Raw genomic sequence first — 13,072 nt, forward strand, 5'->3', positions numbered from 1 at the left:
GTCTCAACGAGTTCGCGAGTTTTCTTCACCACAGAGGCTCATGAGATTTGAACATCGGCTCAAAGTAGCGAACGATCGATTTGGAATGAAACCGCGCCACGGTTCCATATGTTGTAACATTGAGAACCTCGCCGTACGGTCCATACCTACCCATAAGCCGTGTTCTGTGGCCTTGGGCTTTATGCGGAAGTTTGAAGTCGAGCACCACATCCTCTTTCCCCGAATACTCATTTATGAAGCGCTCAATGTCGGGATATTGGTACTCAATGGCTGTCGTGGGATCGAAGTCTTCGGCAATGTGCAACTCAATGTTGTCGTTGAGAATGCGCGCATGAGACGGTTTCCTCACGTTGAGAAAGCCCATCAGCCAATGGGGACGCCTGTATGCTTGCACGCGTCGAGCTAGCGGGAAGGGAAGCCCGCCGCCATCCACAAAGTAGGAGAGGATTCCAAACAAACGCTCGCCATACACTTCGGGATCGGCCATTTGGACATATAACGCGCGGTTTCGAATCAAGTCGTACAGAATCCCGGCAAAGCGCTCGCTCATACCAACCCAGACATAGTTGTTCTCGGCAACCCTCAGCGCATAAGGGCCTTCTGTCTGTATATACTTCTTGAAATGTCTGTAGAGCTCAGAGAAGGATGTGCCCGTATGAGTATGAACGTAACTCACAATCGCATTCTCAAATTTCCCATCTTCAGCCAATACCATCCATTTGTTTTCCGCATGCATTACATCCATCACTCCTTCCGCGCCTTACGCCAAGCTTGACGCTTTGCTTCCGCATACCTTCTGTACTCTTCCAACACCGGGACGAAGACCACCGTCCACGTTCCGTCCGGGTTGATGCGACGCTCGCTGATTCCGATCGCCTCGCCTTCCGGCCCCAGTTTCACGCCACGCCAATACCACTCGCGATATCCATCCTCGAATTTTTTGTGCACCTCTTTGACTGGGAATTCGCGCGAGATGTTCTTCAGACGCTCCAGTATCTTGTTACCGCTGATCTCCGCACGCCCCATCGAACGGGCATAAGCATTGACCGCCATCTTCGCCAACATCGCCGGGATTTCCGCGCCGAGATCCAGTTCCAGCACACCCGCAAGAAGCGCGTCGCGGACAATGTCGTTGGCCGCCCAGTACCGGTTCCGAATATCCTCCATCAAGGGCGACTCCTTGATGAACCCTCCTCGCAACCGCAACTGGCAGTAATATGTGATGCCAAGATAGGCCCAGTAGGATAAAGCCTCCGGCGTGTACAATTCGTCAGGATGATAGTCTTGCTGGAACCATCGCTCAATCGGCTGTTCAAACGGGAATATCAATTGCCGTCTGAAATATCCGTAGCTTGTGTCCGGCGTTGGCGGTAAGTCGTTGGCGCCATACCAAACCTTTACCCTTGGCTTGAAGACTTCGCTGTCCCGGAACTTGCGTTCCCCGCGCAGGTAGTCCCCGCCAACTGTCTGCTTGATGCGTTGGGTGTTTTGCATTTCCTTGTTCGGAATGTCCGCGTCAATGTTGATCGCCGCATTCATCAGCTCGTACACGGCAAACCGATTTTCGAAATCTTGAGGTGTCAGTTTTGAAACGTGACCTGAAAACAACTTCTCAAGAACGTTCAAGAAGAGTGTCTTTCCGTTGCCTCCCGGGCCTTTTAAGACCGCGAAATATTCTTCCGTCAGATCAAATCGAGCCAGCGAATACCCGATAAACTGCAGCAGCGTGTCCCGGGTCGGGCAACCGCGTATGGAAGGATCAAACCTTTGATCAAGATCCGAAGGAAGAATCGCCTCCATGAAACTGTTCACCACAATCCACGCGCGTTTCATCGCCGGCGTCCAGGTCGATTGACTTGCGCCCCATGCAAATGTCCATTCCGTGTTGGCCATCCAGGTGCATTTTTGTCTTGGGTGGTGCGGAACCAATATTGGATTTGACATGTCGCTCAAATCTAACACCCCGTTGTGAAACGCAATGAAAGGTTGCGCATCCCATGTATTAAAGGTCGTTTCTGCGGAAACTCTATTCTCAAGCCGTTTTCCAGCCAAATAATCCAAGGCTTCGCTCGCGACTTTCTGAACCCGTGTTCGATCGTGCATCCCAATGGCCGACAACGCTTTGCTGACGCACGCCCGCAAGAACTGCTCATCCTCATTCCCCGAACGGTAAATTTTCCCGTCGAAGAAGTACAAATTGCCAAATATGTGTTCAAGCATGAAGTCTTCGCATAGCATCGTCGCCATCCGCTCTTGGTTCAGAACCTCTTTCACGTCGCCCTTTGAGGTCAAGACTTGATCGAAAAACGCGCGGCGTTTTGCCTTCGCCCATCGTTCCACCGTTATTCTTGAGAAACCTTGCAAAGCCCAGTAGTCGCTCCGCTCCGTCAACGAAACCGACTCATTGTCTACCACGTCTGGAAGATAAAAATCATCTGTGTTAAAATCGCTGCGGTAAACTTCGTTCCAACCTTCATTGGCCAGCCACTGGTCTTCCGCGCCAGCGGCTATTTTTTCGGCAACCGGCAACGCATCGAATACAATTCCATCCCTCTCGCTGCCATCCAATTCGATACCTTCAGTCGGCGCCCCGTAGATCCCGCATTGTCCGAGAGACTCCGCGTACTTGCGTCGAACCGCCGTCGCAGGGCTTGTCTCTTCCGCATACAGAGGGCACGCTCGGCACTCAGGCATCGGATCGAGCGCTTCGAACGTCGCGCACAAGATCGGCAACCCGCGCGACGAACGGAACTTGCGCTCCGTCTCCGCCCAGTTGTACCGCTTGCCAGGGCCGAGGTCGTACTCCCTTGACCACTCGTGGAACAGCGCCGAATCCGGATTGAGCGATTTCAGCAAGGATGCCATCTTGTGCCACACCGGCTCGGACACCGTGTTTGGCTGCGCCGCGTAGCGCGCCATGCGCAGGCAAATCGCCGACAGGTGTTCGCGTACAAACTCCACCGGAACAGGCGCCCAAGCCTCCGTGCTCCGCGTTTCGTCCGTGCGCAGCGTCGTCGGTTCTAGGGCCGTCAGATTGATCCCGAGCGCCGCCGCCGTCTCATCGAGCGCCGCCTCGAATGACACCGCATCGTACTTGGCATCGTTTTGCCGCTCAACAGACACCAACACAGGTTTCCCCGACTTAGTGTGCAGCGAACCAGGGATCCGCATCACCCGCGCCGGTTCCGCCACCGCCGGATCACTGCCCAGCAACCGCGCAAGTTTCTGCGAGATCCGCCGACCAGCCGTTGTATCGACCGGCTCCGCGAACCGGTAGTACACATGCCGTCCGTTTCCGCCGCCGGACTTCACCACGGCGCACGGCGCAAAGCCTCGCTCTTTAAGCGCCGCCAGCGCGCGCTCCGCTTGCTGGTTTTGCCCGGCGTTGTCCGCGCCGCCGTGATCGTCGATGTCCGCCCACGCGCCGTGGACGATCTCGACGTCCTCGGCGCTGCCGCCAATCCAGCGCGCTTGCCCGTCTTCGCCGTTCACACGCCGCACCGGCTTGTTCCGAAGACAAACGCCAAAGTACCATCCGCAGCGCGCCAGCGCGGCACGCTGATAACCGCGCCGCAGATGCTCGTAAAGCGGATCGAGGTCGCTTGTCGGGAAGGATCTCCGCCACTTCAACGCCTCCAGGGCCGCTTCGCGGTCTGACCGATCGTTGGGCAGGGGACGGACTTCAATGTACGCCACCGTCTCGGTTGCGGCATCGAACCACCAGCGCAAAAACGACCAAGACGCCTGCGCGTCCCCGATCAGCATGTGCGACGTCATATGGCGCTGGATGGCCATGTGCGAAACCTCAAACCCGTTCTCCCTGCACCAAGCTTCCAACTCGCGATACGTTTTCCCCGCGAGCCAGAGCCGTTCCAGTTCCTCCCTTCTCTCAAATTGGCAAGTTATGCAATCCCGTGGCATTTCCAGATACCTCCATGACACTTTGTTCCTGGTATTATGAGGAAATGTTACGCGACAACCGCGCGCTGGTTTATATAACCAAATCCTGCACGTTGTGCCATCCTCATCATCCCTTCTCTACTATTTTTTTACTTCCTTTCCATCCTGGGTGGAACGTAACGGTTCCATATTATTCCACTCTATGGAAATGTAATCTATTTCATCCACCAATATCTACCAAAAGGTACTCAGGGTACTCATTTTTTAGGGGGGTAAAAAGTCCTATATGAGTTTGTAACATAACGTTTCAGCTGGAAATTTGATTCGTTATGTTACACTTTCATATAGGGGAATATAAAACCCCGTGTACCCTGTGTACCCTGCCCCAAAAATCCCGTCGTGACGCGGATTTTGGCTATTGAACAGTGTGTACCCAGGTGTGTACCCACGTGTACCCTTTGTGTACCTGTTTCCTTTTTGATGCTTTTTTGCCTAATACTTTCCACCTCCATAACGTTTCCTGTTGTTTCCTTTTTCTCGATCATGGGATACATTTTCTGTATGATATGCCTCTTGTACCCATGCGTGTGTACCCAGGTATGTACCCGGCGTGTATCCCGCGTGCCTTTTTGTTACGAGGCTTGCGCTATTGCTGTGTCGCCGTCGCGCCAGCCAACGCCGGGCATTACGACGCTTGCCGTTGCCGCGCTTGCGCCAGCCGCCGCAGGGCGTCGGCGATTCTCGCCTGCATCGGCACAAGCCATTTGTCCCGAAACTCCAGCCAATCCGACTCATTGTCGAATCCGAGTTTCGGATCGAGGATCGGCTCCAGCTTGAGACGGCCCTTATGCCACACAAGCCTGCACCCCGCGCACCTCGCGCCGTTGAGCGTCCAGCCCAACTCCTCGTCCTGCACAATCTCACTCAGGAGCAAATGCCAGAGCGCGTGATCCATCACGAGATCCGGCCTCGGATCCATCCGCCAGGTCGGCGCCATGCCGCTCGCCTCCATGCCCATGTCGGTATTCGGTTGTCAAGGTACATGCCTCCACGCGGGCTCCTCACGCACTCGCCTTGCCGCCGTCTTCCGTCAGCACGGACAGCGCCCATGCAATCTCCGCTGAATACGGCCGCAAATAGCGGTCGCGAAATTCGCGCCACGCTTTAGCGCTCGCAAAGCCTAACGCAGGGTCGATGAGCGGCGCGAGCCTCGGTACGCCATCCTCGCACAGCACGCACGATGGTCGTCCCCGTCGCGTGTGCCCCGTGTAACAGCCAGCCGGTTTCTTCTTCCGTTACATGCGTGAGCAGCGTTTGCCACAACGCATGGTTCGCAACGATGTCCGGCCTCCGGTCTGCGTGCCACTTTAGCGTCACGCCGCTTCCCTCCCCTCGCTCGGCTTGTGCTTTCGGGCTGCCAGGCAGCCCTGTGAGCGGGTTCGCCGCTCCGCCGGATGATGTGGCCACGGGGGACTCGAACCCCCGGCCGCAACGGGCTGATCAGGCACTGCGTCGCAGCCGTTCCACCTGCACGCGGTCGCATCACCCGGCGCAGGAGTGAACCCCTGGGCACTCACATTCCGGGTCTGTGGAGTACGATCCGGTGTCCCTCACCTTATGGAGAGCTGTATGGCAGAACACATGTTCCCGTGATCGCCGAAAACCCTTGATATTACTGCAAAAGCGCTGTTTATACGTGTTGAGCATGTTTTGATCATTATCAATAAAATTTGAGTATATCAATCCAGGCACGGGTCTCCTGCGTACCGTCTGCTGTGACACTTCCAGCGTCACCCCGACAAGCTCGTCCAGTCGGTCTTCCAGTTCGGACAACGTCTTCAGCGACAATCCGCACGTCTCCAGGTCGCCCTTGAGGAACGGGAACCGCTGCTCCTGCTCCAGGTTGTGACGCTTGAAGATGTGCCGGTCGGCGTAATCCCCGTCGATAATCACCAGGTCCAGCACCAGTTCAAGATCGCCGCTGAACGTGTTGGGGCGGATCTCCGCGCGTTAGATCTCCACCTTGTAACGCCCGTCCGGTAAATGGTTTGTGGCAGCCTCGGATTGTTGGTACGCCGAGTCGTACTGCCGCAGCCGATTGCTCCATTGGCCCATACCTTGACCTCCTCACGCGATGTTCACCCTTCTGCCGCGCAAAATGGATGGTAGGGACTCAACCTCCCCGGCGACGACGGGCTGATCAGGCACTGCGCGCCAAGGAGATGGCGCCGTATGCGGAGAGTGGTGCCGGGCTGCTTGAGCGCACACCCGGCGAAGCGCTCTTCATCTATAACGCGCGTTGTATGGCAAAAACGTGTTGTCGTGATCGCCCAAAATCCCTTGCCACACCCGGCTTGTTCTTTACCATATGGAACATTTCGATCTATGGTTTTTTGCATATCACCCGACGGCTTCGTCTTGGTCGTCGAGGAGCTCGAATTTGACTATCTGGAACCGCCCGAATGTTGGCCGGAAGTCGCCGAGTCCCACCAAACGCCCCGCTTGCGAAATCAATTCATGGAGCGTTTCAGGCGGGAAGTATTCGGGAAGTACGCATTCGATCACAAACTCTACTTCCCAGCCTGGCAGTAATGCGGGACGAACCCTTGTAATTCCATTTCTTTGAACAAGGACTCGACGGCGATCCAAGTAGTCTGGTTCCTTCTTGCCTGTGCTCGCCAAATAAGGCGTGATGATGAACGCCGCGCGCGCGAGGTCGTACAGCGACTTCCTTGGCGATCTCGGATCTTGCCAGAACTTGGCTGCATTTGCGATGGCTTGATGTAAATACGTTGACGGGACGCAGATCGTTTGATTATCATCTAGATATAAGTAACTCTGCCAGTTGTCGGTCTTTTTGATGGTGCTTCCTTTTGCAGCTTGCGATTTCGCGGATACTTCATCGCAATCCCATCTGTGAAACAAGATCGGCGCGATTCCGTGAAGCTTCACCTCCACGCGATACGGCAGCGCGAATGTGGCGTTGTTTGACACGTTGTTCAGCATGGTTGCGGATGATTTGGATGCCATATGTATCCTTCTCCCTTCTTTTGCGGCGGTTCGCCGCGTTTTTTTGTGGTGCCGGGTTGTTTTCGGCCGCAAGTGGCTGCAGTCCGCGCACAACCCGGCAAAGCGCTCCATACCAAACCTCACCGAACCTCGCCTCACCCTACCTCACCACGCCGCGCCCAACCTCGCCATACCCGACCGAGCCACACCAGACCATGCCTGACCACGTCTTCTCCGCCCGCCTGTCGCGAGCGGATGTGGTGCCAGGTTGTTTTTGACCGCCGCAGCGGCGGCCAGCGTACAGCCTGGCAAAACGCTCCACACCTTGCCTCGCCAAGCCATGCCGAACCATACCTTGCCACACCCAACCTCACCCGGCCATGCCGTGCCATACCCGACCGCGCCATGATTCTCCGCCCGAACCATGCCGGACGGATATGGTACCGGACTGTTTTAGGCCGTTACCTCGACGACCTGCGCACAGCCCGGCGAAGCGCCCGTACCACACCTTGCCGTGCCCTGCCCAACCACACCTGACCGCGCCCCGCCCAACCGTGCCTGACCTTACCTCGCCACATCAAAAACGGACGCGGATAATCACACTTGCTCCGTCCAATAGGACGGATGTGGTCCCGAACCGTTTTGGGTTGCTACCAGGGCAACCCGCGCACAGCTCGGGGAAGCGCCCATACCTTGCCTTACCTTGCCGCACCTCACCTAACCCGACCACGCCAGACCTTACCCTGCCATACCGTGCCCTAATTTCTCCGCCCGCTGTCGCGAGCGGATGTGGTGCCGGACTGTTTTGGATCACTGCCACGGCGATCCGCGCACAGCCCGGCGAAGCGCCCACGCCACACCGTGCCCAGCCTGGCCCCGCCATGCCAAGGCGAGCCCAGCCCTGGCCAGCTTGGCCGTGCCGTAAGAATCGCGGTTCCCCAACCACCCACCCATACCGCGATTCGCTTAGGCCGTCTGCGCCTCAGCCTCAGCAGACTCTGTCTGTTCCGCCTGCTCCGTCTGCTGCATGTACTCGCTTGCAGTTACCGCCGCCCGGCGCGCCGCGGCTTCGATCTGCTCCTTGAGCGCACGGATACGGACGTACTCCGTCGGCGACAGACGCCTTACCGTGCGGGGCTTCGCGAGCGTGCTCCAAATTTGTCCGCCGTTTGACTGCTTCTCTAGCGCCAGCTCTACGACACGTCCGGAAACCGGCAGTCCTTCGTATGCCGCGCTGGCAACGAACGTATCCCAAGTCCGCAAACTCGTTGGTGGCAAGGAAATCACGGAAGGTAAGTCGTGACCCTCTTCGAGCAAGTAGATCCGCCTTAGCTCCTTGCAAAGTTTTCCGCGCCCGTTCGGCGCGCTGCCCCAAGCGTTGAACGGACACCGCGCACATTCGCGGCCGACACGCTCACCGTCTTCATTGACGTAGTAACCTGTCCGGCCATCCAGCGACGAGCAGATCGGGCGCTCGACACCTTCCGCGAAATAACCTCTCACGGCGTGAAAGAAAACCGGCACTCCAACCAGCGTCTTCCGGGTTTCATCGGTTGCCTCGTTTTTCCACACCTGGGCCGAGTGAACAATCGAATAACGAATCGCCGTCGCCTCGACTTGCTGAACCTCGTTCGACAAGTCCTCGCCCAGCATGCTGGCGTATTCTTCCAAGCTGATGCCCTGTTGCCGCAGTTCCTCCGCCTCTGTCTCTGAAAGCCCCAATTTCTGCAACATCGCCGCGTCGTACTGCACAAGACTGCTCATCACGATTCCTCCTAGATTGTTTCGAGTTGACTTGTAGTCTCAACAAGTCTTTCCAACGCCCTCAATGCCTCTTCTCCTCGGAGTTCGCCAACAATCCCCTCTTGCGCCAACTTCGCTAGTGCTTGGTAGTCGTCGTCATTTGTTGTGTTCACGCGGTCTGCGCCTCCTGCACGCTAGACAGTTCATCGTGTTGGGTGTCGGCCGTGTAGTACATGTCCTCCCAGCCCGGAAGTCCAAGGCAGATCGCCCGGAACGGACAGCCACCGAAGTCTGTGCAGGCTTGCGGATTGCGCCGGATGACGCCCAGTTTGGCGTCGAACAGACGGCTCTGTACCTCGGCCCACAGTTCGCGCCGCGTCTGCTCTAATTGCTCTGAAGTCCGGATAACCAAATCCTCGGCTATGAACTGCCCGGCCTCCGACTCGTACATAACCATCAAACGGTCCCTGTAATCCTCCAGCGTCTCACCCCGCCGCGGTTCCGAGCGGGTTTTGAAGACAACCCGAACCAGGGAACCTTCAATCTCCATCCCAAGCGCCTCACGCGCCGCCAAAGTGTACAGCGAAATCTGCGAATCCAGTCCGTACCGCAACCTGAACTGCTCCAATGTCTGGCCGGTGCTTTTGTACTCAATCAGCCAATATTTCCCGTCCGGCGTCCGCACGATCCCGTCGATCTTCCCAGCCAGCCGGAATGTCCGGCTCGGGCGGCCGGTCAACGGATTTTTGATCGGCAAGTCGAATTCATGTTCCACAACGACCGGTTCGTACCGCGGGAAGCGCCGCACAGCCTGCCGAACCATGACCTCGGCGCGGATCTTCTGTACGGGCAGCTTGTCCCGCTCGCCCCATAGCTCTGTCCGTTCGGCGATCTCATCCAGCCGGGCCAACGTCGCCGCAACAGCCTCCTCCTCGGTGCCGCCCTTATTCCACGTCTCCATCCCGACGTGGAAAGCGGAACCAACGTCTAACGCCCACTGAACCTGCTTTGGTCGAAGCAGCATGGTGTAGTGGTAGTGCTCACGCTGCGGGCAACGGGCACGCATGGAGATCCTTGAAAAAGTCAGCTTCTCCATTGGGCCTTCCCCTTCCCGTTCTTCATCTTCGTGCATGCATCGGACTACTCGACTCGGCTCAGAACACACTGGAGCTTGTCGCTCCATTCCGCCCGCAGCACAGTCCCCGGTGCAATGCCGTGCCGAGAAACCTCTTGGGATATGCGCTTGCCGGGAATGACGAGGGACGATGTGCCCTTCTCCGTTTTCAGCCGCCATCCGCGCTCGTTGTTTCTCACGGCCAGGTAGCCGGGCGCGAACCCCACTTCTACCCTCATGTTGCGGTCCAGCCGTTGCGCTACGTCGCCTGTGATGCGGATGCCGTTGCGCGTAATCCGGATTGCGGACTGTTGTTCGTGTGGCCGGACCCAGGTAAATGCGTCCAGTGACGGCAGACCGTCTGTGGCCGCGGTTCGCACTTTTGTGCCTCCTTTCTTTGCGGTGTAGGCGGTGTAGCGCTCGCTCAAATACCGATTACCTATTTCCCTCAGAACCCTGGACACCTGTACTTGGCTGAGGCCGACCCTTTGCGCGATTTCGCATTGCGGGTATCCTGCTAGTCGCATCAGTACAATGGTGCGATCCCTGAGCGAGAGACCCGAGATGTACTCATTGACCAATGCTTGTGTCTCGTCAAACTCGCCCCCCGGAAGCAAGTCCAGCCAGTTGCGCTCGTCATCCTCCGATATTGGGGCGTCCAACGGCACCGTCTTCGGACGAAGCTTCCGAAAGAGTCGGCTGATCTCACCGCGGATGCAAATACTCGCATAGGTCGACCATTTGGCGACTTCGGGCCTGTAGGTCTGATGGGCGCGGTACAATCCCCACATGCCCGCCGCATCCAAGTCCTCGACGTCCAGCCCACTGCCCGGCAGGAGCCTGATGTACCGGCGAGCCACGTGGCCGATCAAACCGTGGTGCTGGCGCAGGACCACTTCAAAGGGCTGTGTCGTCACATCTGAAATCATGGCCGTGTCGCCTACCAACGCTTTGAAATAGTCTGCCTTTCCATGTGCAGTTCTTCTTGCCAGAACCGCGGGATTCGCGGTATACTGGCTTTGCTTCTATTGCGCCCCCCTTCTCCTGTGTCTCTGTTCAGAGAGACACCTTCTTTTCTTCCTCTGTTATTGTTCAATCCACCACCAGTCGAACGAATCTTTGTACGGCTCACAATTCCGGCACAAGTGGATACCGCTACGCTCAAACGCGATGTCATCTTCGTAGAACCACTGTTCGCAGCGGTCACACTGCACTACCGTCCCCCTGCATTCTGGCGCGTCACAGACGTACTCGCCTGTCGCCAGCCTCCGCATGGCGTCCACAGGATGCTGCTGGTGACAAATGAAACACTTCACCGCCGCAGGGGCCTGCAGAACCGCTACGCTCATTGCAAGATAACCTCCCTTGCCAGCACCGCGAAACCCGCGATATACTGGCTTTGTCACAAATCCTTTTCCCTGTGTCTCCGGTTACAGAGACACCTTCTTTTGTTCCTCGCTCTCGGTCAATTCCGCCATTTCCTCCACATCGCGAATCGTGTACTGGCTTCGCTCCTGCGGATCGTGGCGGTCGCCGTCGCAAAGACGGGCGATCAGGGCGTCAACCACACTCACGCTTGTTTCACCTCCGCGCCCACGGTAGAATCATGATCAGGTTCTAGAAGTTCCTCATCTGGAATGCCGAACAATTTTCTGAGCTTCTTCACGGTCTCATAGCTCGGGTTTCGTGTACCGGCCTCCAGGTGACGGTACGCACGTTCCGTCATACCCAATCGACGTGCAACCTCGGCTTGAGTCCAGCCTTTGGACTGTCTGGCTTGCTTGAGTCTGTTTCTCATCACCACCACCGCCTTTAGTGTTAGGAACTTCAGTTCCTATGACCATATTATTAGGAACTGTGGTTCCTGTCAAGGGCTAAGGAGTAATATCTTTTGGTGCCTTTTCATCAGCGCTTGACGGAACTTTTGCGTTCCAAACAAATCACCCATCGCGAACTCTCCTCCGGGATTGGCGTATCTGAGCGTCTAATCCGCTATTACGTCGCCGGGACTAAGCAACCGACAATGGAAACGCTTGTAAAACTAGCTCAATTCTTTAACGTTTCCCTGGACTACCTTGTCGGCCTTTCCGACGATCCCACCCCTCCCCGAAAGGAGCCCTAGCCTTGTCCACTCAGCTCGAAAACCGTCTCGCAACGTTCCTTCACTGCGACGTTCGCTGCCAACTTGTCCTGCACGACAAGCAGGTCATCAACATGTTCGATACGGTCATCGACCACATCACCGTCCTCGACGACGGCGGCGTCCTTATGGCCTACGACGGCGGCGCCCTCCAGATCGCCAACGCCGAGGTCGTCGGCCACCCAACGCTGCTCATCATCCACGGCGCCGATTGGAGTCTCATCGTGACTCGCTGGTCGGATCTGCCGAGCGACGTGGAGCGGTTCCCAAAAGCATCTCTGCAGTGACCTCGCAGGTTCGAGCCATGATCGCCGCCTCCAGATGATTCATGCACCGCAGCCTGTTTGCGGCATCGCGGTACGCCGCCGACAACGCAACCAAGCCGGCGTTCATCCGAACTCGATCCCTCCGCCACGATCTGCAAGTCCTTGACTCACGCGCTCTTCTTCACCCGGTCCTCGGCGATGGCCAACTCGCACAGCCTCAACACCGGTTCCGGGTCCCCGACCGCCCGCGCGTAGCCGCGCAGCATCCGCAGCGTCGCCCCGCGCGAACCCAGCTCTATCCGGGCGATCTGCGCCTGGGTGGTATCGGCGAGATACGCCACGTACTCTTGCGTCACTCCAGCGCCCAGACGCAGCGCCCGTAACGCGCGGCCGATCTCCCAGTCCTCCATTTGCATCCACCCTTCTCCATGTCGAATTATGTAGGGTCTGGAATATTCCCATATCTATCTAGGAACCCCTGATTGCGTGTACTCTGTGGTCAGAGCATTCGCACCCCGCTCGTTGACCCGCTGCATCCCCGCGGCGCACTCCCAAGCGCCCGGCGGGTCTGGCCTAGGCCGAACGGCGTTGCGCCTTGTCGCACCGGCAATTCTCCATCCATTCGCGGCACTCTGGACACCGTTCAGCACAAGAGCAGTCCTCGATCAGCTCGCCGCACTCGTCGCATCGGTTGCAGTCGCAATGGTCGAGCCGCTGGCTGCACTCGCTGCACCACTCGGCCTCGACCCATTCCGTGCCGCAGTTGGCGCACACAGCGTACTCCTCGTAGTACCAGCCCATGCCATATTCGGACAGGCATTCGCGGCGCGTGTCGGTGTCTTGGCAGCCACAGTATGCGCAGGCTGTGTAGGTCGATGGCAAGAAATTCACCTCCGTTTT

16 protein-coding genes are annotated in these 13,072 nt (G+C 57.3%); 2 read left to right on the plus strand and 14 right to left on the minus strand.

Annotation, left to right across the window (positions count from 1 at the left end; genetic code table 11):
• Window positions 1–25 precede the first annotated feature (25 nt).
• The 12 genes from N687_RS0112305 to N687_RS0112365 all read right to left on the minus strand — a co-directional run bounded on the left by N687_RS0112305 (window position 26) and on the right by N687_RS0112365 (window position 11,564).
• Window positions 26–736, minus strand: coding sequence for a hypothetical protein (locus tag N687_RS0112305; protein ID WP_035462231.1), 711 nt, complete (start codon window positions 734–736; stop codon window positions 26–28).
• An 8-nt stretch (window positions 737–744) separates the two neighbouring features.
• Window positions 745–3,795: a DUF5906 domain-containing protein gene (locus N687_RS0112310; RefSeq protein ID WP_051663204.1), complete on the minus strand. Its 3,051-nt coding sequence runs from the start codon at window positions 3,793–3,795 to the stop codon at window positions 745–747.
• Between the two features lie 790 nt (window positions 3,796–4,585).
• The gene (locus N687_RS21125) at window positions 4,586–4,897 is read right to left on the minus strand and encodes a hypothetical protein (RefSeq protein WP_156040132.1); all 312 of its coding nucleotides are present in this window, start codon (window positions 4,895–4,897) and stop codon (window positions 4,586–4,588) included.
• A gap of 545 nt (window positions 4,898–5,442) precedes the next feature.
• Window positions 5,443–5,865, minus strand: a complete 423-nt coding sequence (locus tag N687_RS0112320) for a hypothetical protein (protein WP_035462236.1) — start codon at window positions 5,863–5,865, stop codon at window positions 5,443–5,445.
• 435 nt (window positions 5,866–6,300) lie between these two features.
• Complete coding sequence (locus tag N687_RS0112330; RefSeq protein ID WP_231493466.1) at window positions 6,301–7,041, minus strand: hypothetical protein; 741 nt, start codon at window positions 7,039–7,041, stop codon at window positions 6,301–6,303.
• A gap of 678 nt (window positions 7,042–7,719) precedes the next feature.
• Window positions 7,720–7,863, minus strand: coding sequence for a hypothetical protein (locus N687_RS24445; protein ID WP_197029279.1), 144 nt, complete (start codon window positions 7,861–7,863; stop codon window positions 7,720–7,722).
• Window positions 7,864–7,875: 12 nt separating this feature from the next.
• Window positions 7,876–8,673 carry a hypothetical protein gene (locus tag N687_RS0112335; RefSeq protein ID WP_051663205.1) on the minus strand — a complete coding sequence of 266 codons (798 nt, stop codon included), beginning with the start codon at window positions 8,671–8,673 and terminating at the stop codon, window positions 7,876–7,878.
• Between the two features lie 148 nt (window positions 8,674–8,821).
• Window positions 8,822–9,748 (minus strand): RecB family exonuclease, encoded by a 927-nt coding sequence (locus N687_RS0112345; protein WP_029422139.1) that lies wholly within the window; start codon window positions 9,746–9,748, stop codon window positions 8,822–8,824.
• Between the two features lie 44 nt (window positions 9,749–9,792).
• Window positions 9,793–10,695 (minus strand): sigma-70 family RNA polymerase sigma factor, encoded by a 903-nt coding sequence (locus N687_RS0112350; RefSeq protein WP_156040133.1) that lies wholly within the window; start codon window positions 10,693–10,695, stop codon window positions 9,793–9,795.
• Window positions 10,696–10,851: 156 nt separating this feature from the next.
• Window positions 10,852–11,115 (minus strand): hypothetical protein, encoded by a 264-nt coding sequence (locus N687_RS0112355; RefSeq protein ID WP_029422141.1) that lies wholly within the window; start codon window positions 11,113–11,115, stop codon window positions 10,852–10,854.
• An 81-nt stretch (window positions 11,116–11,196) separates the two neighbouring features.
• On the minus strand, window positions 11,197–11,340 hold the full coding sequence (locus N687_RS23945) for a hypothetical protein (RefSeq protein WP_156040134.1): 144 nt from the start codon (window positions 11,338–11,340) through the stop codon (window positions 11,197–11,199).
• Window positions 11,337–11,564, minus strand: a complete 228-nt coding sequence (locus N687_RS0112365; RefSeq protein WP_029422142.1) for a helix-turn-helix transcriptional regulator — start codon at window positions 11,562–11,564, stop codon at window positions 11,337–11,339. Before N687_RS0112365 ends, N687_RS23945 begins: the two co-directional genes overlap by 4 nt.
• Before the next feature lie 96 nt (window positions 11,565–11,660).
• Here N687_RS0112365 and N687_RS0112370 point away from each other — a divergent pair, with 96 nt between their 5' ends.
• Together N687_RS0112370 and N687_RS0112375 are read left to right on the plus strand one after the other, a co-directional pair.
• Complete coding sequence (locus tag N687_RS0112370; RefSeq protein WP_231493610.1) at window positions 11,661–11,888, plus strand: helix-turn-helix domain-containing protein; 228 nt, start codon at window positions 11,661–11,663, stop codon at window positions 11,886–11,888.
• A 2-nt stretch (window positions 11,889–11,890) separates the two neighbouring features.
• Window positions 11,891–12,193: a hypothetical protein gene (locus N687_RS0112375; protein WP_029422144.1), complete on the plus strand. Its 303-nt coding sequence runs from the start codon at window positions 11,891–11,893 to the stop codon at window positions 12,191–12,193.
• A 146-nt stretch (window positions 12,194–12,339) separates the two neighbouring features.
• Here N687_RS0112375 and N687_RS0112380 read toward each other — a convergent pair whose 3' ends face one another.
• Window positions 12,340–12,588 (minus strand): helix-turn-helix domain-containing protein, encoded by a 249-nt coding sequence (locus N687_RS0112380; RefSeq protein ID WP_035462239.1) that lies wholly within the window; start codon window positions 12,586–12,588, stop codon window positions 12,340–12,342.
• A 157-nt stretch (window positions 12,589–12,745) separates the two neighbouring features.
• Window positions 12,746–13,054: a hypothetical protein gene (locus N687_RS0112385; RefSeq protein ID WP_035462240.1), complete on the minus strand. Its 309-nt coding sequence runs from the start codon at window positions 13,052–13,054 to the stop codon at window positions 12,746–12,748.
• Between the last annotated feature and the right edge of the window lie 18 nt (window positions 13,055–13,072).

It is taken from the genome of Alicyclobacillus macrosporangiidus CPP55, from assembly GCF_000702485.1.
Classification (GTDB): Bacteria; Bacillota; Bacilli; order Alicyclobacillales; family Alicyclobacillaceae; genus Alicyclobacillus_H; species Alicyclobacillus_H macrosporangiidus_B.

Coding starts and splice junctions, on each gene's coding strand:
- N687_RS0112310 (WP_051663204.1), bottom strand. CDS start 3,795: ATGGCCATCCAGCGCCATATGACGTCGCACATGCTGATCGGGGACGCG.
- N687_RS0112305 (WP_035462231.1), bottom strand. CDS start 736: ATGCATGCGGAAAACAAATGGATGGTATTGGCTGAAGATGGGAAATTT.
- N687_RS24445 (WP_197029279.1), bottom strand. CDS start 7,863: ATGGGTGGGTGGTTGGGGAACCGCGATTCTTACGGCACGGCCAAGCTG.
- N687_RS0112345 (WP_029422139.1), bottom strand. CDS start 9,748: ATGGAGAAGCTGACTTTTTCAAGGATCTCCATGCGTGCCCGTTGCCCG.
- N687_RS0112355 (WP_029422141.1), bottom strand. CDS start 11,115: ATGAGCGTAGCGGTTCTGCAGGCCCCTGCGGCGGTGAAGTGTTTCATT.
- N687_RS0112380 (WP_035462239.1), bottom strand. CDS start 12,588: ATGCAAATGGAGGACTGGGAGATCGGCCGCGCGTTACGGGCGCTGCGT.
- N687_RS0112350 (WP_156040133.1), bottom strand. CDS start 10,695: ATGATTTCAGATGTGACGACACAGCCCTTTGAAGTGGTCCTGCGCCAG.
- N687_RS21125 (WP_156040132.1), bottom strand. CDS start 4,897: ATGGCGCCGACCTGGCGGATGGATCCGAGGCCGGATCTCGTGATGGAT.
- N687_RS0112330 (WP_231493466.1), bottom strand. CDS start 7,041: ATGGAGCGCTTTGCCGGGTTGTGCGCGGACTGCAGCCACTTGCGGCCG.
- N687_RS0112365 (WP_029422142.1), bottom strand. CDS start 11,564: ATGAGAAACAGACTCAAGCAAGCCAGACAGTCCAAAGGCTGGACTCAA.
- N687_RS0112335 (WP_051663205.1), bottom strand. CDS start 8,673: ATGAGCAGTCTTGTGCAGTACGACGCGGCGATGTTGCAGAAATTGGGG.